Annotated in this window: 23 protein-coding genes and 5 tRNA genes; 18 read left to right on the forward strand and 10 right to left on the reverse strand. The window is 76.1% G+C overall.

Going from position 1 to position 22,554, the window contains the following annotated elements:
• Positions 1-27: 27 nt before the first annotated feature.
• Both QC029_RS28270 and QC029_RS28275 read right to left on the reverse strand, forming a co-directional pair.
• Positions 28-474, reverse strand: coding sequence for a hypothetical protein (locus QC029_RS28270; protein ID WP_279558671.1), 447 nt, complete (start codon positions 472-474; stop codon positions 28-30).
• On the reverse strand, positions 467-835 hold the full coding sequence (locus QC029_RS28275) for a hypothetical protein (RefSeq protein ID WP_279558672.1): 369 nt from the start codon (positions 833-835) through the stop codon (positions 467-469). Before QC029_RS28275 ends, QC029_RS28270 begins: the two co-directional genes overlap by 8 nt.
• Positions 836-1,429: 594 nt before the next feature.
• Between QC029_RS28275 and QC029_RS28280 the strand changes: the two genes are divergently transcribed.
• The 9 genes from QC029_RS28280 (at position 1,430) to QC029_RS28320 (ending at position 12,834) form a co-directional block, all read left to right on the forward strand.
• The gene (locus QC029_RS28280) at positions 1,430-2,518 is read left to right on the forward strand and encodes an ATP-binding cassette domain-containing protein (protein ID WP_279558673.1); all 1,089 of its coding nucleotides are present in this window, start codon (positions 1,430-1,432) and stop codon (positions 2,516-2,518) included.
• Positions 2,515-3,186 (forward strand): methionine ABC transporter permease, encoded by a 672-nt coding sequence (locus QC029_RS28285; RefSeq protein WP_279558674.1) that lies wholly within the window; start codon positions 2,515-2,517, stop codon positions 3,184-3,186. The genes QC029_RS28280 and QC029_RS28285 overlap by 4 nt, the downstream gene beginning before the upstream one ends.
• Positions 3,187-3,329: 143 nt before the next feature.
• Entirely contained in the window at positions 3,330-4,178 is an 849-nt protein-coding gene (locus QC029_RS28290) for a MetQ/NlpA family ABC transporter substrate-binding protein (RefSeq protein WP_279558675.1), read from the forward strand.
• Between the two features lie 111 nt (positions 4,179-4,289).
• A complete protein-coding gene (locus tag QC029_RS28295; protein ID WP_279558676.1) occupies positions 4,290-4,955 on the forward strand; it encodes a GNAT family N-acetyltransferase in 666 nt (221 codons plus the stop codon).
• A 162-nt stretch (positions 4,956-5,117) separates the two neighbouring features.
• Positions 5,118-6,350: a precorrin-6y C5,15-methyltransferase (decarboxylating) subunit CbiE gene (gene cbiE, locus QC029_RS28300; RefSeq protein ID WP_279558677.1), complete on the forward strand. Its 1,233-nt coding sequence runs from the start codon at positions 5,118-5,120 to the stop codon at positions 6,348-6,350.
• A 267-nt stretch (positions 6,351-6,617) separates the two neighbouring features.
• Positions 6,618-10,004: a nicotinate-nucleotide--dimethylbenzimidazole phosphoribosyltransferase gene (gene cobT, locus QC029_RS28305; protein WP_279558678.1), complete on the forward strand. Its 3,387-nt coding sequence runs from the start codon at positions 6,618-6,620 to the stop codon at positions 10,002-10,004.
• A 213-nt stretch (positions 10,005-10,217) separates the two neighbouring features.
• A complete protein-coding gene (gene cobA / locus QC029_RS28310; protein ID WP_279558679.1) occupies positions 10,218-11,450 on the forward strand; it encodes a uroporphyrinogen-III C-methyltransferase in 1,233 nt (410 codons plus the stop codon).
• A 62-nt stretch (positions 11,451-11,512) separates the two neighbouring features.
• Entirely contained in the window at positions 11,513-12,358 is an 846-nt protein-coding gene (locus QC029_RS28315; protein ID WP_279558680.1) for an RNA methyltransferase, read from the forward strand.
• 263 nt (positions 12,359-12,621) lie between these two features.
• Positions 12,622-12,834, forward strand: a complete 213-nt coding sequence (locus QC029_RS28320; protein ID WP_279558681.1) for a hypothetical protein — start codon at positions 12,622-12,624, stop codon at positions 12,832-12,834.
• A gap of 121 nt (positions 12,835-12,955) precedes the next feature.
• On the opposite strand, the gene QC029_RS28325 is transcribed toward QC029_RS28320, so the two are convergent.
• Positions 12,956-14,290 carry a serine/threonine-protein kinase gene (locus QC029_RS28325; RefSeq protein ID WP_279558682.1) on the reverse strand — a complete coding sequence of 445 codons (1,335 nt, stop codon included), beginning with the start codon at positions 14,288-14,290 and terminating at the stop codon, positions 12,956-12,958.
• A 245-nt stretch (positions 14,291-14,535) separates the two neighbouring features.
• On the opposite strand from QC029_RS28325, the gene QC029_RS28330 reads away from it, so the two are divergent.
• From QC029_RS28330 to QC029_RS28345, 4 genes are all read left to right on the forward strand, one after another.
• Positions 14,536-14,781: a hypothetical protein gene (locus QC029_RS28330; RefSeq protein ID WP_279558683.1), complete on the forward strand. Its 246-nt coding sequence runs from the start codon at positions 14,536-14,538 to the stop codon at positions 14,779-14,781.
• 232 nt (positions 14,782-15,013) lie between these two features.
• On the forward strand, positions 15,014-15,223 hold the full coding sequence (locus tag QC029_RS28335; RefSeq protein WP_279558684.1) for a hypothetical protein: 210 nt from the start codon (positions 15,014-15,016) through the stop codon (positions 15,221-15,223).
• A 250-nt stretch (positions 15,224-15,473) separates the two neighbouring features.
• The gene (locus QC029_RS28340) at positions 15,474-16,382 is read left to right on the forward strand and encodes a phosphotransferase family protein (protein WP_279558685.1); all 909 of its coding nucleotides are present in this window, start codon (positions 15,474-15,476) and stop codon (positions 16,380-16,382) included.
• Positions 16,383-16,517: 135 nt separating this feature from the next.
• A complete protein-coding gene (locus QC029_RS28345; protein ID WP_279558686.1) occupies positions 16,518-16,811 on the forward strand; it encodes a zf-TFIIB domain-containing protein in 294 nt (97 codons plus the stop codon).
• Positions 16,812-16,872: 61 nt separating this feature from the next.
• Here QC029_RS28345 and QC029_RS28350 read toward each other — a convergent pair.
• The 5 genes from QC029_RS28350 to QC029_RS28370 form a co-directional block, all read right to left on the reverse strand.
• Positions 16,873-16,944: transfer RNA gene (locus QC029_RS28350), tRNA-Val, on the reverse strand.
• Between the two features lie 18 nt (positions 16,945-16,962).
• Positions 16,963-17,034 (reverse strand) — tRNA-Val (locus QC029_RS28355).
• Positions 17,035-17,061: 27 nt separating this feature from the next.
• Positions 17,062-17,133 (reverse strand) — tRNA-Val (locus QC029_RS28360).
• Between the two features lies 1 nt (position 17,134).
• Positions 17,135-17,205 (reverse strand) — tRNA-Cys (locus tag QC029_RS28365).
• A gap of 26 nt (positions 17,206-17,231) precedes the next feature.
• A tRNA-Gly gene (locus tag QC029_RS28370) sits at positions 17,232-17,304 on the reverse strand.
• A 135-nt stretch (positions 17,305-17,439) separates the two neighbouring features.
• On the opposite strand from QC029_RS28370, the gene QC029_RS28375 reads away from it, so the two are divergent.
• From QC029_RS28375 to QC029_RS28385, 3 genes are all read left to right on the forward strand, one after another.
• Complete coding sequence (locus QC029_RS28375; protein WP_279558687.1) at positions 17,440-18,555, forward strand: chorismate-binding protein; 1,116 nt, start codon at positions 17,440-17,442, stop codon at positions 18,553-18,555.
• Complete coding sequence (locus tag QC029_RS28380; protein WP_279558688.1) at positions 18,552-19,376, forward strand: aminotransferase class IV; 825 nt, start codon at positions 18,552-18,554, stop codon at positions 19,374-19,376. Before QC029_RS28375 ends, QC029_RS28380 begins: the two co-directional genes overlap by 4 nt.
• 90 nt (positions 19,377-19,466) lie before the next feature.
• Positions 19,467-20,309, forward strand: a complete 843-nt coding sequence (locus tag QC029_RS28385; RefSeq protein WP_279558689.1) for a GNAT family N-acetyltransferase — start codon at positions 19,467-19,469, stop codon at positions 20,307-20,309.
• A 49-nt stretch (positions 20,310-20,358) separates the two neighbouring features.
• Here QC029_RS28385 and QC029_RS28390 read toward each other — a convergent pair whose 3' ends face one another.
• Entirely contained in the window at positions 20,359-20,874 is a 516-nt protein-coding gene (locus QC029_RS28390) for a DsbA family protein (RefSeq protein ID WP_279558690.1), read from the reverse strand.
• A 156-nt stretch (positions 20,875-21,030) separates the two neighbouring features.
• Between QC029_RS28390 and QC029_RS28395 the strand changes: the two genes are divergently transcribed.
• Together QC029_RS28395 and QC029_RS28400 are read left to right on the forward strand one after the other, a co-directional pair.
• The gene (locus QC029_RS28395) at positions 21,031-21,525 is read left to right on the forward strand and encodes a hypothetical protein (RefSeq protein ID WP_279558691.1); all 495 of its coding nucleotides are present in this window, start codon (positions 21,031-21,033) and stop codon (positions 21,523-21,525) included.
• Positions 21,526-21,599: 74 nt separating this feature from the next.
• On the forward strand, positions 21,600-21,821 hold the full coding sequence (locus QC029_RS28400; RefSeq protein ID WP_279558692.1) for a hypothetical protein: 222 nt from the start codon (positions 21,600-21,602) through the stop codon (positions 21,819-21,821).
• Positions 21,822-21,890: 69 nt separating this feature from the next.
• Here the strand turns inward: QC029_RS28400 and QC029_RS28405 are convergent, their stop codons facing one another.
• A complete protein-coding gene (locus tag QC029_RS28405) occupies positions 21,891-22,451 on the reverse strand; it encodes a CGNR zinc finger domain-containing protein (RefSeq protein WP_279558693.1) in 561 nt (186 codons plus the stop codon).
• Positions 22,452-22,554 lie beyond the last annotated feature (103 nt).

A 22,554-nucleotide genomic window follows, 5' to 3' on the forward strand; every position in this document is an offset into this window, starting at 1 on the left:
GCCGCGCGCGTACGGGCGGGCGTCCGGTCAGGCGACCCCGGCCCCGGCGGGCGAGCGGCGCAGCCACAGCAGGCCGACCACCGGCAGGACCAGCGGGAGCAGCAGATAGCCCAGGCCGTAGTTCGACCAGACGGTGGCGTCCGGGAAGGCGTTCGGGGCCAGCACCGTCCAGGTGCCGACCGTCAGCACCCCGGCCAGCTCGGCGGCGCAGCACACCAGCGCCACACGGCGGGCGCCCTCGCCGCCGCGCACCAGGGCGACGGTGATCACCACGTACACCGCCGCGGCCACCGCCGACAGGACGTACGCCAGCGGGGCCTCGTGGAAGCGGGTGGAGAGCTGGTAGACCGAGCGGGAGGTCGCGCCGACGGCGAAGACCGCGTACAGCGTGACCAGCAGCCGGCCCGGGCCGCGGCCGAGTCCCGCGCCCGCCCGGGCGCCGGACGGCCGGGGCGTCCGCGACGGCTCAGCCATGTCCGCCTCCCCACACGTCGTACAGCCGCACCTGGAGCACCGCCATCACCACGGCGCCCGCGGCCACCGTCGCCGAGCCCCAGCGGGTGCGCTCGGCCAGCGACATGAAGCCGACCGCGGGCACGCAGGCCGCCACGCCCAGCAGGTAGGACACGAAGACCACGGTGCCGCCGTCCGGCTTCTCGCCGCGCGCCAGCCACACGACGCCGACGACCAGCTGGACGAGGGCGAGCAGGGTCACCACGGCCATGCCGGCGAAGTGCCAGTCCTTGGTCGGCTGGTCCCGGTAGGCCGCGAAGCCGCACCAGGCGGCCAGGGCGAGCGCGGCCACGGCGACCGCGACCGTCAGCGGGGTGAGCATGTCGGCACTGTATTCGAGCCCGGTATTGCGGACGAAACGACCCCTCGCCAAGTCCCCCCGGCCGTGGCCTTGACCACAGTCCGTGAGCGCCGCGGAGCGCCCGCGGACCGTGCCCCGCCCGGCTCGTCGGCCGCATCCGCGCAGCTCGGGGAGGGTGGAACCGGTTCCGTCGCGGCGATCCGGCCGGACGCTCCCGCCCCGCCGCGCGTCCAGTATGCGGACATCGGCGTCCGCTTTTTACGTGTAGCGCTCAGGCGTCTGCTTTACTCATCCGCATGACCGCGACGAGCTGCCGCACCCGTGCGACCGAGGCGACGATGACGCCCGGTGCTCGCCGCATGTGTCGAATGTGTGACCGCTGAGGGCCCCCGCCTGAGCCGCCTCGCGCCCCGAAGCGAGACCTGAGCCTCCGCCTCCCGGCCGCCGCCCACCGGCGGCCACCCGGGACGCCGGACGCGCTCCGCCCCGCGCTCACCCGCGGTCCCGCCGCCCGACGGCGGCTTCCGGACCGCCGGTCCCCACCCCTTTCGTCAGGAACATCCCGTGCCCGGCGCCGTACCCCCGCGCCGCGCACTCGACAGTCATGGACACCCAGTGATCACCACCACGGGACTCACCAAGGTCTACCGTTCCCGAGGCCGCGACGTGACCGCGCTCGACGGCGTCGACCTCCACGTCCGCGAGGGCGAGGTCTTCGGCGTCGTCGGCCGCAGCGGCGCGGGGAAGTCCTCCCTCATCCGCTGCGTCAACCTGCTGGAGAGACCCACCTCCGGCACGGTCGTCGTCGACGGCCGGGACCTCACCGCCCTGGCCGGCCGCGGGCCGCGGGCCGGCGCCGGGCTGCGCCGGGCGCGCAGTCGCATCGGCATGGTCTTCCAGCACTTCAACCTGCTGTCCTCCCGGACCGTCCAGGGCAACGTCGAACTGCCGCTGGAGATCCTGGGGGTCCCCGGCCGCGAGCGCGCCCGCAGGGCACGGGAACTGCTCGGCCTGGTCGGCCTCGCCGACCAGGCCCGCGCCTGGCCCGCACAGCTCTCGGGAGGGCAGAAGCAGCGCGTCGGCATCGCCCGCGCGCTCGCCGGCGACCCCAAGGTGCTGCTGTCGGACGAGGCGACCTCCGCCCTCGACCCGGAGACCACCCGCTCCGTCCTGGCCCTGCTGCGCGACCTCAACCGGCAGCTCGGCCTGACCGTCCTGCTCATCACGCACGAGATGGACGTCGTCAAGACCGTCTGCGACTCGGCCGCGCTGATGCGCGACGGGAAGGTCGTGGAGTCCGGCACCGTCTCCGGACTGCTGGCCACCCCCGGCTCGGAACTGGCCCGTGAGCTGTTCCCCCTGGGCGGAACGCCCCCGGCCGGGGGCGGAGACGCCGGGGAGCGCACCGTCGTGGACGTCACCTTCCACGGCGAGAGCACGGGACGGCCGCTGATCTCCCGGCTCTCGCGCACCTACGGCATCGACGTGTCGATCCTCGGCGCGGCCATGGACACCATCGGCGGCCGCCAGGTGGGCCGGATGCGGATCGAGCTGCCCGGCCGCCGCGAGGACAACGTCGTGCCGATCGGCTTCCTGCGCGAGCAGGGCCTGACCGTCGAGACCGCCGAGAGCCCCCGGACTTCCGAGGCCCCCCGGACTTCCGAGACCCCCCAGACCCCCGAGACCGTGGAGAAGACCCGATGACCTGGCCGGAGATGCAGCCCATCCTGCTCCAGGGCACCGTCGACACCCTCTACATGGTGGGCTGGTCCGCCCTCGTCACCGTCCTGGGCGGACTCCCGCTGGGCGTGCTGCTGGTGCTCACCGACCGGGGCGGGCTGCTGGCGAACAGGGTGGTCAACAAGGCACTCGGCGCCGTGGTCAACGTCGGGCGCTCCCTGCCCTTCATCGTCCTCGTCGTCGCCCTGATCCCCTTCACGCGCCTGGTCGTCGGCACCTCCATCGGCCCGACGGCCGCCGTGGTGCCGCTCTCCGTCGGCGCCATCCCCTTCTTCGCCCGCCTGGTGGAGACGGCGGTGCGGGAGGTGGACCACGGACTGGTCGAGGCCGTCCTGTCCATGGGCGGCGGCACCGGCACGGTCGTCTTCAAGGCGCTGCTGCCGCAGGCCCTGCCGTCGCTCGTGGCCGGTCTGACCACCACCGTCATCACCCTCGTCGGCTACTCCGCGATGGCCGGCGCGGTGGGCGCCGAGGGGCTGGGCAGCAAGGCCATCACCTACGGCTACCAGCGCTTCGAGACCGGCTTCATGCTCGCCACCGTCGTCGTGCTGCTCGCCATCGTCACCGCCGTGCAGCTCCTGGGCGACGGCGCGGTGCGCCTGCTCTCCCGCCGCGAGCGCGCCGCCTCCTGAACCCCCCACGAAGCCGGACCCCTTGTCCGGCGCCGACCGGAGACACCGGAACCCCGGAGCTCCGGAACCCCGGGAGAAACCGGAAGAACCGGAAGAACCCGGAAACGCAAGAAACACGAGAAACACGGAAAGAGGCACTCTTCGTGCACACCATCGCCAAGTCCGCCGTCGCCGCCGCGGCCACCGCCGCGCTGACCCTCTCGCTGACCGCCTGCGGCACCGACTCCGACCCCGCCGCCTCCACCGGCGCGGCGGGCGCCGACGCGCCGCTGACCGTCGCCGCCTCCCCGACCCCGCACGCCGACATCCTCGGCTTCGTCAAGGAGAACCTGGCCGAGAAGGCCGGGCTGAAGCTGGAGGTCAGGGAGTTCACCGACTACGTGCTCCCCAACACCGCCACCGAGAACGGCGAGGTCGACGCCAACTACTTCCAGCACAAGCCCTACCTGGACGACGTCAACGCCAAGCAGGGCACCCACCTGGTGCCCGTCGTGGGCGTCCACCTGGAGCCGCTGGGCCTGTACTCCGCCACCCTGAAGAAGGCCTCCGAGCTCGGCGCCGGCGACACCGTCGCGGTCCCCAACGACACCACCAACGAGGGCCGCGCCCTCAGGCTCCTGGACGACCACGGCCTGATCGAGCTGGAGGACGGCGCCGGGCAGGACGCCACCCTGGCCGACATCGCCGACGCCAAGGGCCTGAAGTTCAAGGAGCTGGAGGCCGCCGCGCTGCCCCGCTCCCTCGACGACGTGGACGCCGCCGTCATCAACGGCAACTACGCCATCGAGGCCGACCTGGAGCCCGCGGAGGACGCCCTGGCCCTGGAGGAGGCCGAGGGCAACCCCTACGTCAACCTCCTCGTCGTCAAGGAGGGCGACCAGGACGACCCGCGGGTGAGGAAGCTCGCCGAGCTCCTGACCTCCGACGAGGTCGCGGAGTTCATCGAGGGCAAGTACCGGGGGTCGGTCGTGGCCGCCCCCGACGCCTCCTGACACCGGTGCGCGGGTGAGCCGGGCCCCGGCCCCGGGCCGGGGCCCGGCGCTGCACACCGCCGGGGCGATGCTGCATGCTGTGCACTCGAACCCCTCAGGCTGGAGCGGCGCATGACATCCATCTTCCCGGAGATCTCGATCAGTACGGAGCGGCTCGTGCTGCGTCCCCTCGAGGCCGAGGACGCCCCCGCGTTCACCGAGATGATGAACGACGAGCTGGTCACCGCCTGGACCTCCGCGCCCGTCCCCTACACCGAGGACGACGCCCGGGAGTGGATCACCCGGGGGGCGCCCGCGGAGCGGGCCGAGGGGCGCGGCATCGTCTTCGCCGTCACCGAGTTCCTCACCCAGCGCCTGGTCGGCACCGTCCAGCTGCGCGGGGTCGACTGGCGGGTGCTGTCCGCCGAGGCGGCGTACGTCATCGCCCCCTGGGCGCGCGGCGAGGGGTACGCCGCCGAGTCGCTGCTGGCCGCGGTCCAGTGGCTGTTCCAGGACCGGAAGTTCGAGCGGCTGGAGATCCGCACCCCGGCCGGCAACACCGCCTCCCAGCAGGTCGCCCAGAAGGTCGGCTGCGTCAGCGAGGGCGTGCTGCGCAACGCCTGGATAGCCCGCACCCGTACCGAGGACGGGAGCTGGACCGACATCCGCACCGATCTGATCGTGTGGAGCCTGCTGCCGGAGGACCTGGAGGACGGGCCGGGGGAGGCCGCCGAGGCCGGCGGCTACTCCCCCTACCCCGAGGCCGGGAGCTACTCCGCCTACCCCGAGTGGCGCTGACCGCCCGGACGCCCGGCCGTCGCCCAGACCCTGGCCGGACCCCGCGCCGGGCGCGGTAACCTCACTGCGGCGATCCCACCGCCCCCACCGGTTCCGCACACCCGCGCACATTCCCGCACCGCCTCCGTCCCCGTCCGCGACGCGTCCAGGAGAGAGCCGACGATGGCCGACCGTGTCACCGTGATCGGGTGGGACGGCTCGCCGCCGACCGAGGCCGCCCGGGCCGCCCTCGGCGCGGCCACCCTCGTCGCCGGCGCCGCCCACCACCTCGCCCTGCCGGAGATCCCGCCCGGCGCCGAGCGCATCCGCCTGGGCAGCGCGGCGCTGGCCGCCCGTCGCATCGCCGGGCACCGCGGCACCGCGGTCGTCCTCGCCGACGGCGACCCCGGCTTCTTCGGCGTCGTCCGCACCCTGCGCGCGCCCGAGTACGGCCTGGAGGTCGAGGTCGTCCCCGCGGTCTCCTCCGTCGCCGCCGCCTTCGCCCGCGCCGGGATGCCCTGGGACGACGCCCGGATCGTCGTGGCCCACGGCCGCACCCTGCGCCGCGCCGTCAACGTCTGCCGCGCCCACCCCAAGGTCGCCGTCCTCACCTCGCCCGGCGCCGGGCCCGCCGAACTGGCCCTGCTGCTGGAGGGGGTGCACCGCACCTTCGTCATCTGCGAGGCCCTGGGCACCGACCGCGAGCAGGTCACCGTACTGACCTCCGACAAGGTCGCCGACCACGTCTGGCGCGACCCCAACGTCGTGATCGTGGTGGGCGGTTCGGCCGGTGGCGCCGAGCCCGCCGCCGCCGGCCGGAGCGGCTGGCTGGCCGGACACGAGCCGAACTACCCGCCCGCGGTGCGCGGCTGGGCCCTTCCGTCCGCCGAGTACACCGGGCGGGACGCGGGGACGGCGGACGTCAGGGACTCCGCGCAACTGCGCGCCGCCCAGCTCGCCCGGCTCGGCCCCCGGCCCGGCGACCTGCTGTGGGACGTCGGCGCGGGCAGCGGGGCCGTCGCCGTGGAGGCCGCCCGCTTCGGCGCCGCCGTCCTCGCCGTCGAGCGTGACGCGGCCGCCTGCGTCCGGATGTCCGCCGCCGCGCGGCGCTTCGGCGTCCAGCTCCAGGTCGTGCACGGCATCGCGCCCCTGGCGCTGGAGGCGCTGCCCGAGCCCGACGTGGTGCGCGTCGGCGGCGGGGGAGTGCGCACGGTCGCCGCCTGCGCCGACCGCAGGCCCGAGAGGATCGTCACACACGCCGTCACCCGCGACGAGGCCGAGGCCGTCGGACGGGTGCTCGCGGACGGCGGGTACGCCGTCGAGTGCGCGCTGCTCCAGTCCCTGGAACTGGACACCCGGGACTGGGCGGAGCGCGAACGCTCGGTCGTCTTCCTGCTGTCCGGCAGCCGGACGTGATCTCTCCCGAGACGAACCGGACCAACCGGGGTCACTCCTCCACCCCGGCCCCCCGTGGCGCACGGTGGCGGGTAGGCTGATGGATCGTTGTGCCGCCAACCGGGGTTGACACTTTGTCTGTCGATGTCCGGATGGTTCAGGCGGGGGTACGCACCGTGTCCGCGCCCGTCGCCCTCGGCGGCGCCGCTCCGGCGGCGCCGTCCCGACGGGGTGGGGCGGGCGCCCGCTGGGGCTGGAAGGAGCACTACCGATGGGCGAGGGGTACGCATGACTGACACCGGCCGGGTCCCGGGCGAGGGGCAGCCGGAGAACGCAGGCGGACAGCCGGAGCAGCCGGACGTACCGGCTCCCGGCACGTACACCTTCGCGGGCCCGGTCGAAGGTGTGGCGTCGAGCTACGAGGACGACCTGCTGCTGCCCGGCTCCCAGGGGTGGGGCGAGGCGGCGGCGTCCGCACGGCCTCCGGCCACCGTCCCCGGCCCGCGCGAGTCGGACGGGTACGGGCAGAACCCGGCCCAGTACCCGGCGCCGCCCGCGCAGGGGACCCATGCCCAGGCGCCCCACACCACCCCGACGCCCCCCCGGCCGCTGCACCTCGGGCCGCCCGTGCCCGAGCAGTCCGGTGTGGTGCGCACGCTCGCCGACCGCAGCAGCGCCCCGGCCGCTCCCGCGTATCCGGCCGGCCCGGTGTCCACGCCCCCGCAGGGCGTGCCCGTACGGCAGCCGGGACCGCCCACCATGGGGCCCGAGTACTTCGACGTCGCCCACGAGGAGCCCGCGGCGCGGACCGCCCCCGAGGCACCGGTCCAGGCCCAGGCGCCCGGGCCGCAGCCCGGCACGCTCCCGTCGGACCCGGTGCAGCCGGGCGCCTGGGCGCCGCAGCCCCCGGCCCCCGTGGCGGAGCCGGAGACCGTTCCCGGGGAGCCGGCGGCCGGGTGGCCCGCCGAGCCGCTGCCCGGACCGGACCTCGCCGCGATGCCCTCCGCCCCGGACACCGGAGAGGTGCCCGTCGCGGAGGCCCAGGCGCCCGCTCCGGCCCCGGTGGCCGAGCCGCGGTACCAGGAGCCCGTCGCGGCGCCCGCGCCGGAGGCCCCCGCCGTGGAGCCCGCGCCGGAGGCGGCCGAGGCTCCTGTGGTCGAGGCGCCCGCGGCCGGGACCGCCGAGACCGTCGAAGCCGCCGAGCCCGCCGTGGCCGAGGTGCCCGAGTCGGGGGCCCCGGCGGCCGTGGTCCCCGCGGCCGAGCCCGAGCCGCAGCCCGCCCCCGGGCCGGAAGCCGTGGAACCGGAGCAGCCCCAAGCCGCCGCGGAGCCGGAGCCCGTGCCCGCCGCGCCGGAGAGCACCGGGGAGCCGGTCTCGCAGGTCCCGGCGGACGTCCCGGCCGAACCGCAGCCCGTGCCCGCCGTGCCGGAGGACCCGGAGGAGCCGGCCACCGCGCAGGTCTCGGCGGACGTCCCGGCCGAACCCGTCGCCGAGGAAGCGGCCGGGGCCCCCGCCGAGCCCGTCACCGAGGTCCCCGCCCCCGCTCCGGAACAGGCCGCGCCCGCCGAGGAGCAGGAGCCCGCGCCCGTCGAGGAGCCCGTCCCCGCCCCTGAGCAGCAGCTCGCCATGACGGCGGTGCCCGGTGCCGGGCCGCAGGTGATGGAGGCCGTGGCGGTCACCGCCGAGCCCGTCACCGAGGCTCCCGCCCCCGCCCCGGAACAGGCCGCACCCGCCGCGGAGCCGGAGCCCGTGCCCGCCGCGCCGGGGACCGACGAGGCTCCGGAGGCCGCCGGCGTCCCCGGGACCGCGGAGGCGGCGACCGCCGAGGACGCCGAGGCCCCCGCCCCCACCGAAAGCGCCGCCGCGGACGCCGGGACCGCCGAGGATGCCGGGACCGCCGAGGACGCCGAGGACGCCGAGGACACGGTCCCCGACACCGGTCCCGCCCCCGGCTACGACGAGGCCGAACGCGAGACGCTGCACCGCCTCATGCGCGAGCGGCGGGACATCCGCAACGGCTTCCGCTCCGACCCGATCCCCGACGACGTGCTGCTGCGCGTCCTGGAGGCGGCCCACACCGCACCCAGCGTGGGCCACTCCCAGCCGTGGGACTTCGTCCTCATCCGCTCCGAGGAGACCCGCCGGACGATGCACGAGCTGGCCATGCGCCAGCGCGAGGCGTACGCCCGGTCGCTGCCCCGGGCCCGCGCCAAGCAGTTCAAGGAGCTGAAGGTCGAAGCGATCCTCGACACCCCGGTCAACATCGTCGTCACCGCCGACCCCACCCGGGGCGGCCGCCACACCCTCGGCCGCCACACCCAGCCGCAGATGGCGCCGTACTCCTCCGCGCTGGCGGTGGAGAACCTCTGGCTCGCGGCCCGCGCCGAGGGCCTGGGCGTGGGCTGGGTCAGCTTCTTCGACGAGCGCGAGATGGTCCGGGTGCTGGGCCTGCCCGAGCACCTGCAGGTCGTCGCCTACCTGTGCATCGGGTACGTGGACGCCTTCCCGGACGAGCCGGAGCTGGTGCAGGCGGGCTGGTCCAAGCGCCGCCCGCTGTCCTGGGTCGTCCACGAGGAGTCCTACGGCCGCCGCGTCCTGCCCGGTGCCGAGGAGCCGCACGACCTGCTCACCGAGACCCTGTCGGGCATCCGCCCGCTGGACGCCAAGGCGCTCGGCGAGGCGTGGGAGCGGCAGAAGCGGATGACCAAGCCGTCCGGCGCGCTCGGCATGCTGGAGATCATCTCCGCGCAGCTCAGCGGCCTGGCCCGGCAGTGCCCCCCGCCGGTCCCCGAGCCCGCGGCCGTCGCCGTCTTCGCCGGGGACCACGGGGTGCACGCCCAGGGCGTCACCACCTGGCCGCAGGAGGTCACGGCGCAGATGGTCGGCAACTTCCTGGCCGGCGGCGCGGTCTGCAACGCCTTCGCGGGCCAGGTCGGCGCCGAGGTCTGCGTGGTGGACGTGGGCGTGGCGGGCGACCTGCCGTCCGTGCCCGGCCTGCTGCCGCGCAAGGTGCGGCCCGGCACGGCGGACTTCACCACCGGCCCCGCACTCACCCGCGAGGAGGTGCTGCGCGCGGTCGAGGTCGGCATCGAGACCGCCCGCGACCTGGTGGCGGCGGGCAACAAGGCGCTGCTCACCGGTGAGATGGGCATCGCCAACACCACCGTCTCGGCCGCGCTGATCTCCGTCTTCACCGGTGCGGACCCGGCGGAGGTCACCGGCCGCGGCACCGGCGTCAACGACGAGATGCACGCCCAGAAGATCGACGTGGTGCGCCGCGCCCTGGAGCTGCACCGGCCCGACGCCTCCGACCCCCTCGGCGTCCTCGCCGCGGTCGGCGGGCTGGAGCACGCCGCGCTGACCGGGCTGATCCTCGGCGGCGCCTCGCTGCGCACCCCCGTCATCCTCGACGGGGTGAGCGCCGGAGCGGCGGCCCTGGTCGCCCGGGCCATCGCCCCGGAGGCCCTGGCCGCCTGCATCGCGGGCCACCGCAGTGCGGAGCCCGGCCACGTGGCCGCGCTGACCAAGCTGGGCCTGCGTCCGCTGATCGACCTCGACCTGAGGCTCGGCGAGGGCACGGGCGCGCTGCTGGCCCTGCCCGTGGTGCAGAGCGCGGCCCGCGCCATGCACGAGGTCGCCACCTTCGACTCGGCGGGTGTCACCGAGAAGAACTGACATCCCCCGCCACCTCTCCGCCGCAGGTCGCCGCGGGACCCACGGTCCCCGGTGACCTGCGGCACAGCGGGTCCGGGTCGCCGCGACGTAGGCTGCCCGTGCCCGTCCCGCGGTCCCGTACTCCGCGGTCCCCGGTCCCGTACTCCGCAAGTCCCGCTTCCCCGCCGCTCCACCGTCGCAGCGGTCGGCGACCGTCCAAGGAGCCGCACAGCCATGTCCGACCACCCCGCGCACCCCGCCTACCCCGTGGGCCTGCGCCTGACCGGACGCCGTGTGGTCGTCCTCGGCGGAGGCACCGTCGCCCAGCGGCGGCTGCCCGCGCTGCTGGCCGCGGGCGCCGACGTGCTGCTGATCGCCCCCTCGGCCACCCCCTCGGTGGAGGCCATGGCCGAGGCCGGCGAGCTGCGCTGGGAGCGCCGCGCCTACCGCCCGGGCGACCTGGAGGGCGCCTGGTACGCGGTCGTCGCCACCGACGACGCGGACGCCAACGCCGCCGCCTCGGCCGAGGCCGAGCAGCGCCGCGTGTGGTGCGTGCGCAGCGACGACGCCGGGGCCGCCACCGCCTGGACCCCGGCCACCGGCCGCAGCGAGGGCGTCACCGTCGCCGTCCTCACCGGACGCGACCCGCGCCGCTCGGCCGCGGTGCGCGACGCGGTGGTCGAGGGCCTGCGCGACGGCACCCTGACGGCTCCCCGGCACCGCGCCCGCCGGGCCGGCGTCGCCCTGGTCGGCGGCGGCCCCGGCGACCCGGACCTGATCACCGTGCGCGGTCGCCGGCTGCTGGCCGAGGCGGACGTGGTGATCGCCGACCGGCTCGGCCCGCGCGACCTGCTGGACGAACTGCCGCCGCACGTCGAGGTGATCGACGCCGCCAAGATCCCCTACGGCCGGGCGATGGCCCAGGAGGCCATCAACGACGCCCTCGTGGAGCACGCGAAGGCCGGGAAGTTCGTCGTCCGCCTCAAGGGCGGCGACCCCTACGTCTTCGGCCGCGGCATGGAGGAGGCCCAGGCGCTGGCCGAGGCGGGGATCCCGGTCACCGTGGTGCCCGGCATCTCCAGCTCCATCAGCGTGCCCGGCGCCGCGGGCATCCCGGTCACGCACCGGGGGGTGGCCCACGAGTTCACGGTCGTCAGCGGCCATGTCGCCCCCGACGACCCGCGCTCGCTGGTCGACTGGGCGGCCCTGGCGAAGCTGCGCGGCACGCTGGTGATGCTGATGGCGGTGGAGCGGGCGGGAGCCATCGCCGACGCCCTCGTGAGGCACGGGCGGGACCCGGACACGCCCGTCGCCGTGGTCCAGGAGGGCACCATGGCCGGCCAGCGCCGCGTGGACGCCACCCTGGCGACCGTGGCGCGTACGGTCGAGGAGGAGGGCGTACGCCCGCCGGCGGTCATCGTCGTCGGCGAGGTGGTCGGCGTGAACCGGGCCGACGCCGGCCGGTGACGGCGGCGGGGACCGGGGAGCCGGAGAACCGGGGCACCGGGGAAGAGGACGGGGACACCGACGTGGCAGAGGGCGTGACCGGACGGACCGGGGGGACCCGGGGGCCGATCACCGTCGAGGACCCCGGCGATCCGCGCCTGGGCGACTACACCGGCCTGACCGACGTCCAGTTGCGGCGCGTCCGCGAACCGGCGGAGGGCCTGTTCATCGCCGAGGGCGAGAAGGTCATCCGGCGCGCCCTCGCGGCCGGCTACGAGATGCGGTCGATGCTGCTGACGCCCCGGTGGGCCGAGGCGATGGCCGATGTGATCGACGGGGCCGGGGCGCCCGTCTACAGCGTCGCCCCGGAGGTGGCCGAGCGGGTGACGGGCTACCACGTCCACCGCGGCGCCCTGGCCTCGATGCGCCGCAAGCCCCTCCCCGAACCGGCGGGCCTGCTGGCGCAGGCGCGCCGGGTCGCCGTCCTGGAGGCCGTGAACGACCACACCAACATCGGCGCCCTCTTCCGCAGCGCCGCGGCGCTCGGCGTGGACGCGGTGCTGCTCTCCCCGGACTGCGCCGACCCCCTCTACCGGCGCTCGGTCAAGGTCTCCATGGGCGCGGTCCTCCAGGTGCCGTGGACCCGGCTGGAATCCTGGCCGGAGGACATCGCGGTGCTGCGCGGGGCGGGGTACGTCACGGCGGCGCTCGCCCTGGAGGAGGACTCGGTCGGTCTCGGCGAACTCGTGGCCCGCCGGCACCCCAGGCTGGCCCTGATCCTCGGCTCGGAGGGGAACGGCCTGCGTCCGTCCACCGTCGCGGCCGCCGACGTGACCGTGCGGATCCCCATGAGCGCGGGCGTCGACTCCCTCAACGTCGCCGCTGCCGCCGCCGTGGCCTTCTACGCCACCGGAACCGCCGCGGGGTGAACCGGGGCCCGCAGCATCCGCCAAAGCGGGCATTCGGTGACACTGCGTGATAAAGTGATCGCTCCGGTACTCGGTCGGCGGGCCGGCGGGAAGACCGACGCCCCGGCCCGCTCACGTCGACAGGCCGACAGGTCGACAGGTCGACAACGCGAGGGTCTGCACCGAGGGTGCGGACCTCACCTTTACCCCCGTCCAGAGGGCGGTCGGGTCGAGGCTGTTGCAGCTCAGGCCGATCGCCCTCCCGAAGGGAAGGAAGACGACCGATGAGCACCCAGCCCCTCTCGCACCCCCCGACGGTCAGGGCCCTGTGGGTCCTGGTGGCCGTCCTGTTCTCCGCCCTCGTCGCCCTGGTGGCGGGCATCCTCTCCGGCGCCGCGGGCAGACCCCTCCCCGAGGCCGTGCTGCACGCGGGCGGCGCCTTCGCCGCGGCCCTCCCGCTGTGCCTGGCCGTCCTCTCCGCACTCGGCGCCCTGTGAGGCGCCGATGCGGTGAGGACGCGGACGGGACGCGACGGGGACGCGACGGGGCCATGACGGGGACCGTGCCGGGGACGCGACGGGGACGTGAGGGGAACCGTGCCGGGGACGTGACGGGACGTCAGCGGGCCGGCCGGTCCGCCGCGTCCGCGGAATCCACCGCGCCCACCGCGCCCACCGCGCCGATGGAGTCCGGGGGAACCGCGGGACCGCCCAGCCCCCGGGCCGGACCCTGGCAGCCCTGCGCCGCCGCGATGCCCAGCGCGACCAGCAGCGTCACCGTCACGAAGACGACCAGCCGCTGACGCAGCAGCCGCGGGTTCGCGGGCCGCCGCGCACCCGTCCGGGTGCCGCTTCCGGTACGCGCCGGGCGCCGGGCGGCGGGCCGCGCCGGCGTCCGCCCGCCGCCGGTGGCCGGACGGGCGGCGTTCCGGGGCGGCGTGCGCGGTACGGACCCCCTGGACGCGCCCGTACCGCCCTGGCCCGCGCGGCCGGATCCCCCCGGGGAGCCGTGGCCGCCCGAGGGGCGGTCGCCGTCGCGCGCGGTGCGCTGCCGCAGGTACTGCTCGGCCCGCTTCCCCGTCGGCCGCGCCGGGCGCACGGCCGCCCCCGTCGCGGCGCCCTCCGGCAGCCCGCGCGCCTCCCGGGCGGCGATCTCCCGCAGCCGCAGCGACAGTTGCAGCGTGCTCGGCCGGTCCTCCGGGTCCTTCGCCAGGCACGCCCGCACCAGCGGCGCCAACGCCGCGTGCACACCGTGCAGCTGGGGCTCCTCGTGCACCACCCGGTACAGCATCACCTCCGAACTGCCCTGCCCGAAGGGGGAGTCCGCGGTCGCCGCGTACGCCAGCGTCGCGCCCAGCGAGAACACGTCCGTCGCCGGGGTCACCGCCGCGCCCCGCACCTGCTCGGGCGCGAGGAAGCCGGGCGAGCCCACCGCCGTGCCGACGTGCGTGAGCGTGCTGGCCCCGGTCGCCCAGGCGATGCCGAAGTCGATGATGCGCGGGCCCTTGGGCGACAGCAGGATGTTCGACGGCTTCAGGTCCCGGTGCACCACACCGGCCTCGTGCACCGCCACCAGCCCCTCGGCCAGCGCCGCGCCGATCGAGGCGACCTGCGCGGCGGGCAGCGGCCCCTCCTCGTTCACCTTGTCGTGCAGCGACGGGCCCGGGACGTACTGGGTCGCGAACCACGGGCGGTCCGCCTCCAGGTCCGCCGCCACCAGCCGGGCCGTGCATCCGCCGCGGATCCGCCGCGCGGCCGACACCTCGCGCGCGAAGCGCGAGCGGAACTCCGGGTCCTCCGCGAGATCCGGCCGGATCACCTTCAGCGCCACCCGCTGTCCGCGCCGGTCGGAGCCGAGGTACACCACGCCCATGCCGCCCGCGCCCAGCCGCCGGTGGAGCCTGAACGAGCCGACGACTCGCGGGTCCTCGCGCCGGAGCCGCATCATCGCCATGTCCTTCCCCTACCTCCGGCCGGGAGGCCCGTCCCGCCCCGGTGGGCGGCCCTGCACTGCCCGGTCCCTCTGACGTGCCACAGCTTACGGACTGCGGCCCTTCCGCGCCGATAGGCCGCGCATGCGGACCGCTGCGATTGTCAGTGCCCGGTGGGAGAATCGGGTCGTGGGCGCGCGGTGAACAGGGACGGGAGAAACCCTGCTCGGACGCGTCCGGCAGGCCTTCCCGGAAGGGGGATCGCACGATGAAGGGCGATTGGGTGGAGATCGTGGTGGACGCCGGAGACACCACCCGTACCTACGAGATGGCGGCCACGCGTGCGGGCCGGCGCGTGGAGACGCAGGTGCGCAGAGGAGTGGTGGAGGTGAGCGAGGTCACCCGCAGCGGCACGGCGGTGCGCACCGCGCGCTTCATGGCCAACCGGGTGCTGGCGCTGGTGGAGCACCCGGTGCCGAGGGAGGACGGCGCCGCCGAGACGCCGCCGCGCTGACCGGCGGCGCGGCCGTCCCCTCCGGGAAGTCCCGGGACGCGGGGGGACGGTTCTCCACCCTGGGGAGTACCCGGGGCCGCGCGGAGTCATCCTGCGGGAGGCCCCCGTTCGGTACGCGGGCATGACGCGGCGGGACGCCCCCCGCTCCTAGTGTTGTCGTCAAGCGGCGGGTGCAGCACTCGTCCCCCGAGGTCAGACGCCCGCCGCCCCAGATCACGACGGGAGCGGAACCATGGCGCACACAGCAGGGCGCCCGGCGGCCCGGGCGCAGGGACGCCTGGCGGGACTCGCCGGCCTCGGCACCCGGCCGGGCGGTCGCCGCCACCCGCTGGTGGCCGCCGTCATGGTCCTTCCGCTCGCGGTCCTCCTCGCCGTCGTCTTCGGCGGCGTGGAAGAGGTGATCACTCAGGCGTCGTCCGTGGCCGGACTGCTGGGGTTCTGACACAGGGCCCCGGGCTCGGGAGAGCGGCCCGAGCCGGGTACATCCGGCCACCCAACCCCGTGGGGACGGGGGTACGGCGGACGGTGCGAGGCCCGGGCAGTTGGGGAACTGCCCGGGCACCGTGCCGTCCGGGCCCCGTACGATCCGCTGGACGGCCCGCGCCCGCGGGCCGTGGACGGATCCGGGGGACGCCGTGACGGACGCACCGCTCACCGCACATCTCGCGCGGCGGGCCGCGTCAGCCGGCGCCGTGTCCGCCGACGGCGCCCGGCCGGTGGTGCTCGCGCGGCGGGCCGACGTCACCGTCGTGCGCAACGGGGACACCGTGGCCAAGGCGCACGCCCCCGACAGCGATCCGGGCCGCCTCGAGGTCCGGCTGCGCGTCGCCGCCCACCCCCTGCTGCGCGGCGTCCTGCTCGCGCCGCTGTCCGCCGGTGGGAGCGGCCCGGAGCCGGGCGGGCGGTTCCTGGACACCCTGCCCGGCCGCCGTCCGGTGAGCCTGTGGCCCTACGGCGTCCCCGTCGACCCCGGCGCGCCCGAAGCCGCGCCCTGGGAGGCGGCCGGCGAACTGCTCGCCCGTCTGCACGCCGTCCCGGCCGGCGCCCTGCCCGGCCCGCTCCCGCCGATGCGCGGCCCGGCCAAGGCCGTCCGCGCCCTGGACCTGATGCGCCGCACCGCCCGCCGTACGCCCGCGGTGCGGGCCGTCGAGGCGGCCTGGGCGTCCCTGCCCGCCTGGACGCGCGACGAGGCCCCGCCGCCGCGCGCCGACACCCTCTGCCACGGCGACGTGCACCTGGGGCAGCTCGTCCGGCACCCGGCGCCCGACGGCCCCTGGCGCCTCATCGACGTCGACGACCTGGGCCTGGGCGACCCGGCCTGGGACCTGGCCCGGCCCGCCGCCTGGTTCGCGACCGGGCTGCTGGCCCCCGCCTGCTTCGGCCGGTTCCTGGACGCCTACCGGGCGGCGGGCGGCACCGCCCTCCCCGGCGGCGCGGACGGCCGCCCCCACGACCCCTGGCCGTGGCTGGACGCGCCCGCGCGGGCGCTGACCGTCCAGCTGGCGGCCCGCGCCCTGGCCGGGGCCGCGGCGCAGGGGCGCGCCCCGGACGAGGTCGACCGGGCCCTGGTCGACGCCTGTTCCCGCATCGCGGGGTCCTGACGGCCCTGCGGGCCCTACGCTGGTCGCGCCCGCGGGGCCGCCCGGCCGGCCCGCCGGCGCGCGGACGCATCCACGACACCCCCGCAGCGCGTCTGCACAACCACACGGACCCACAGCCACGGAGGCGAGACCGCGATGCAGTGTCCCAAGTGCCGAGCGCCCATGCAGACGTACAACCGCAGCGGAGTCCAGATCGAGCAGTGCAGCGGCTGCCGGGGGGTCTTCCTGGACTACGGGGAGCTGGAGGCGCTCACCCGCCTCGAGTCGCAGTGGTCGCAGCCCGCCCCGCCCCCGCCGGGCCCGGCCGCGCAGCCCTATCCGGCCGCTCCCGCCTGGGGCGCCCCGCACCAGGGCCATCACGGGCACCACGGTCATCACGGCCACCACGGTCACCACAAGAGCTTCAGCCGGATGCTGTTCTCCTCCTGAGCCGGAGGCCGCCCGGAGCACGACGAAGGGCCGGAGCGCCAGGCTCCGGCCCTTCGGGGTGTGGACGATACTGGGATTGAACCAGTGACCTCTTCCGTGTCAGGGAAGCGCTCTCCCGCTGAGCTAATCGTCCGCTGTGCGGTGTGCCGCGTGCGCGATACTGGGATTGAACCAGTGACCTCTTCCGTGTCAGGGAAGCGCTCTCCCGCTGAGCTAATCGCGCGGAACAAGGACCCTCGCGGGCCCTCAGTGGACGATACTGGGATTGAACCAGTGACCTCTTCCGTGTCAGGGAAGCGCTCTCCCGCTGAGCTAATCGTCCGAGGTGGAGACGGGATTTGAACCCGTGTAGACGGCTTTGCAGGCCGTTGCCTCGCCTCTCGGCCACTCCACCAGTGCGGGGGCCGGGGACCCCCATCGAGCGGACGACGAGACTCGAACTCGCGACATCCACCTTGGCAAGGTGGTGCTCTACCAACTGAGCTACGTCCGCAGTGCCTCCCCCGGATCCGCACCCGGGAGTTGCGGCCACCGTCCGCTTCCGCGCTCGGTGACGTCATGAACTTTAGCGGATTCCCGGGCCAGCTCAAATTCCGTTTCCCCAGCGTGCCCGCCATAGACTCGCCGCGTGCACGATCCGGCCCCTCTCGCCCGCTTCGGCGGCCTCCTCGCCACCGATCTGCGGGACGTCACCACCGACCCCGCCGCCCTGGACTCCACGGGCTGGTGGGCGGTGGTCGCCGACTTCGAAGGGGGCCTGGTCTGCGCCCGCTTCGGGGACGTACGGCCCGCTCCCGTGCCCCGCCCCCGGCCGGGGCGCTGGCGCGGACCGGGGACCGGCGACTGGACGTCCTCCCTGGACCGGGCCGCCTACACGGCGGGAGTGCGGCGCATACGCGAGCACATAGCGGCGGGCGAGGTCTACCAGGCCAACCTCTGCCGCGTGCTCACCGCGCGCCTGCCCGACCCGGCCGCCGCCGACCCCGACGAACTGACCGCCCTCCTCGCGCGCGGCAACCCCGCCCCCCACGCCGGCACCGTCCGCCTCCCCGCCCACGGGGTCGAGGTCGCCACCGCCTCGCCCGAGCTGTACCTCGGCCGCCGCGGCCGGACCGTGGAGTCCCGCCCCATCAAGGGCACCGGCCGCACCCCGGCGGACCTGCTGGAGAAGGACCGCGCCGAGAACGTGATGATCGTGGACCTGGTCCGCAACGACCTCGGCCGCGTCTGCGCCACCGGATCGGTCGCCGTCCCCGCCCTGTGCGCCGTCGAACCGCACCCCGGACTCGTCCACCTCGTCTCCGCCGTCCGCGGCGAACTGGCCCCGGGCGCGGGCTGGGCCGAGCTGCTGGAGCACACCTTCCCGCCCGGCTCGGTCACCGGCGCCCCCAAGTCCAGCGCCCTGCGCGTCATCCGCTCCCTGGAGACCGCCCCGCGCGGCCCGTACTGCGGCGGCGTCGGCTGGGTGGACGCCGACCGCCGCACCGGCGAGCTGGCCGTGGGCATCCGCACCTTCTGGATCGACCGCGCCGCCCCCGGCGGCCCGGCGCTGCGCTTCGGCACCGGTGCCGGGATCACCTGGGGCTCGGACCCGGAACGGGAGTGGGAGGAGACCGAGCTGAAGGCGGAGCGGCTGCTCGGGGTAGCGTCGGGGGCGTACGCGGAGACGGCCCCCGCGGGCGGCGCGGTCCGGGCCACGGACGCGGCGAGTACGACAGGCAGGACCGGAGGAGCTGCACCATGACGCTGATCTGGGTGGACGGAAGGCTGCGCGACGCCGACGGCGCACGGGTCTCCGTGCTCGACCACGGACTGACCGTCGGGGACGGGGTCTTCGAGACGGTCAAGACCGTCGACGGGCGGCCCTTCGCCCTCACCCGCCACCTGGACCGGCTCGCCGTCTCCGCCCGCGGCCTGGGCCTGCCCGAGCCCGACCGGGACGAGGTGCGCCGCGCCTGCGCCGCCGTGGTCGAGGCCAACCCCGTGCCGCTGGGCCGGCTGCGGATCACCTACACCGGCGGGCTCTCCCCCCTCGGCTCCGACCGCGGCGACGCCGGACCCACCCTGGTCGTCGCCCTGGGGGAGGCGAAGCGCCGCCCCGACACCACCGCCGTCATCACCGTCCCGTGGACCCGCAACGAGCGCGGCGCGCTGACCGGCCTGAAGACCACCTCGTACGCCGAGAACGTCGTCGCGCTCGCCCGCGCCCACCGGGAGGGCGCCTCCGAGGCCCTGTTCGGCAACACGGCCGGGCGGCTGTGCGAGGGCACCGGCTCCAACGTCTTCGTCGTCCTCGACGGCGAGCTGCACACCCCGCCGCTCGCCTCCGGCTGCCTCGCCGGGATCACCCGCGCCCTGGTGGCCGAGTGGGCGGGGGCGCAGGAGACCGACCTGCCGGTGGACGTCCTGGAGCGGGCCGAGGAGGTCTTCCTCACCTCCAGCCTGCGCGACGTCCAGGCCGTCCACCGGATCGACGGCCGCGAACTGCCCACGGCGCCGGGACCGGTCACGGCCAAGGCGATGCGGATCTTCGCCGAGCGCTCGGCGGCCGACATCGACCCGTGACCCGGGCCCGGCGCGCACGGTGTCCTGGTGCCCCCGGTGCCCCGGTGCCCTCGGTGACAGCGGGGCGCCGGCGGGGGTAGAAACCAGACGATGACCACCACCCTGCGCCCCACCGGACCCGAGCGGCGCGCCGAGGACGGCGCGCGCTCCCGTTCGTACGACATCTGCGTCAACGGCCGGCCCGTCGGCGGTGTGCGGCTGACCACCGATGCGCGCCTCGGCCCGTCGGCCGGCCGCATCGAGGCGCTCGCCGTCCACGAGCCCGACCGCCGCCGGGGCCGGGCCACCGTCGCCGCGCTCGCCGCCGAGGAGGTGCTGCGCGGCTGGGGCTGCCGCCGGATCGAGGCGAGCGTCCCGGCGGAGGCCGGCACGGCCCTGCGGCTGGCCGCCGCCCTCGGCTACACCGAGCGCAACCGGAGCATGTCCAAGGAGCTGTCCGCGCCCTCCGCAGGGCCCCCCGCGCTCCCCGGCGGCAGCGCGGTGCGGCCCCTGGAGGCGGGGGAGTACCCGGCGTGGCTGGAGAGCCGCCGGACGGCCTACGCCCGCGTCTGGAGCGAGCGGGGCGTGGAGCCCGAGCGCGCCCGGCTCAGGTCCGAGGCCGACCACGCCCGGCTGCTGCCCGACGGGCCGGACACCGCGGGCACCGTCCTGCGCGTCCTCGTCCACGAGGGGACGGACGTCGGCACGCTCTGGCTCGCGACGGTCCACGAGCACGGCCCGGGCGCCTGGGTCTTCGACGTCGAGGTGCGCCCGGAGCACCGCGGCCGGGGCCACGGCCGGGCGCTGATGCTCGCCGCCGAGCGCGAGTGCCTGGCGGCCGGGGTGCGCACGCTCGGACTGAACGTCTTCACGGACAACGTCCCGGCCCTGCGGCTGTACGAGTCGCTCGGCTACCGGCCGACCGCCCACCACCTGCACAAGCCGCTGCTCTAGCGGCTCCCGCCCGGCCGCGCCGCCGTCGGCTCCGCCCTCGCCGCCGGGCTCAGCCCTCGCCGCCGGCCAGCAGCCGGTCGGCGATCTCCTCGATCCGCTCGCGCAGGCCCTCCTGGCTCTTCCCGCCGTCCAGCCGCTCGCCGCCGATCACATAGGTCGGGGTGCCGGTCACCCCGATCGCCCGGCCCTCGGCCTGGTCGGCGTCGACGACCAGCAGGTGCCGCCCGTCGATCAGCGCGGTGTCCATCTCCTCGGCGTCCAGGCCCAGCTCCCCGGCCACCTCCAGCAGCAGTTCCTCGCCGCGCCCGCCCAGCTCCCCGGCGCGGGCCAGGACCGCCTCGACGTACTCGTCGCCGCGCCCCTGCGCGTACGCCTCCTCGGCGGCCTGGGCGGCGGCGTAGGCGTGGCGGTGCTTGTCCAGGGGGAAGTGGCGGAACCGGATCTCCAGGGCGTCGCCGTACCGCTCGCGCAGCGCGCGCAGGTCGGCCACGGCCCGGTCGCAGTCGGGGCACTGCAGCTCGCACCAGACGTCGAGCACGGGGCGGGCGGGGCGGGTGTCGTTCATGGAGGCATTCTCCCAGTCCCGGCGCCGCGCCCCGTCCCCGGGGAGGAGGCCGGCGGGCTCCGGAAGGGGCCCGCGGGAGGAGGGAACCCGGATATCTCCCCGAGGCCGCCGCGCCGGGCATGGCACATACGGGGCGAAGCGCGGCACGATGGAGGCATGCTCACCACGACCGTCTGCGCGGCACTCTCCGCGGCGGGCCTGGCCGTCGCCTTCCTGACGGCCTACCGCCGCCGTTTCGCCGCGGCCACCCGCATAGCGGCCCTCTCCCTGGTACCCGTCGGGCTGGCGATGTCCGGCCTGCTGGGGATGTTCGGCAAGATCGGCGGGGCGGTGGCCGCCTGGGCCTCGGACCTGGTGCTCAAACCCACGGTCTGGGCCGGCTTCGGGGTGCTCGCCGTCGCCCTCGTCCTCTATTTGGCGGGCCGCGCGGCCGGGAGGCGTACGCGCGCCCGCGCGGGCGGCGGGGCCGGAGCCGGGCGGGGCGCGCGGCGCGCGGCGGAGCCCGGCGCCTCCCGGCCCGCCCTCGGGGGCGAGGGCGGCCAGGGGGGCGGTCAGGAGGGCGGAGGCCGCGAGCGGCGGCCCGCCGCCGGGGCGACCGACGCGGACGACTTCTCGGACATCGAGGCGATTCTGAAGAAGCACGGCATCTGAATCCGGTGAACCGGGTCCGCCCGCTGGTGTGTTGAACCACGCGGCGCTGCGGCCTGCGCCATCATCACGGCGAGATGCGCCACACCACCGAAGCACCTGAGGACCATGCCCCCGGCCCCCGGCCCGCCCCCCGGCACGCCCCCCGACAGGGCGGGCGGCCCGGCGGGCAGCCCCCCGGGTCCGCCGAGCCCCGCGGCTGCCTGTTCGCCCTCTCCCAGCCGCCGCTGATGCTCTTCCTGGCCGTCGTCGGCGGGCTGGTCTTCCTGGCGGCGGTGCACGACCTGTTCCTGCTCTGACCCCACGGTGCCCCCCGCGGTGCCCCCGCGGCGCGCCCGGCCGGCCCTCCGGCCCGGCGGCGGACGCGGTCAGCCCCCGGCGGCTTCGCGCTGCCGCGCGCGGTAGGCGGCCACGTGCAGCCGGTTGCCGCAGGTGCGGCTGTCGCAGTAGCGGCGGGAGCGGTTCCGGGAGAGGTCGATGAAGGCGCGGCGGCAGTCGGGGGCCGCGCAGCGGCGCAGCCGCTCGCGCTCCCCGGCGACGACGAGGAAGGCCAGGGCCATGCCGCCGTCCGCCGCGAGGTGGTCGGCGAGGGAGGCGCCGGGCGCGAAGTAGTGGATGTGCCAGTCGTAGCCGTCGTGGTCGGTGAGCTGCGGGGTGGTGCCGGCGGCGGCGACCAGCGCGTTGACCAGCTCGGCCGCGCGGTGCGCGTCGGGCGCGGCGAAGACCCGCCCGAACTGCTCGCGCACGTTCCGCACGGCGGCCAGGTCCGCGGCGTCCAGGGCCCCCACGCCGCTGACGGCGTTGCGCTCGACGAAGGCGCGCAGCGCCCCGACGTCGGTGAGCGTGTCGGGCGTGTGCTCGTCGGGCGCGGTGTTCAGGAGGTCGACCACGGCGTCGAGAGCGCACCGGGTGTCGTGGTTGATCAGCACGGTCGTCGCTCCCTGGCAGGTGTCTCGTCGGCAGCCCTGCGGGCCCTGCTGCGGTGAGACTCTAGCCGCTCCCGGACACGGCGGCGCCGCCGCCACGGTGATG

Origin of the sequence: Streptomyces sp. DH37 (assembly GCF_029813835.1) — a bacterium.
Classification (GTDB): Bacteria; Actinomycetota; Actinomycetes; order Streptomycetales; family Streptomycetaceae; genus Streptomyces.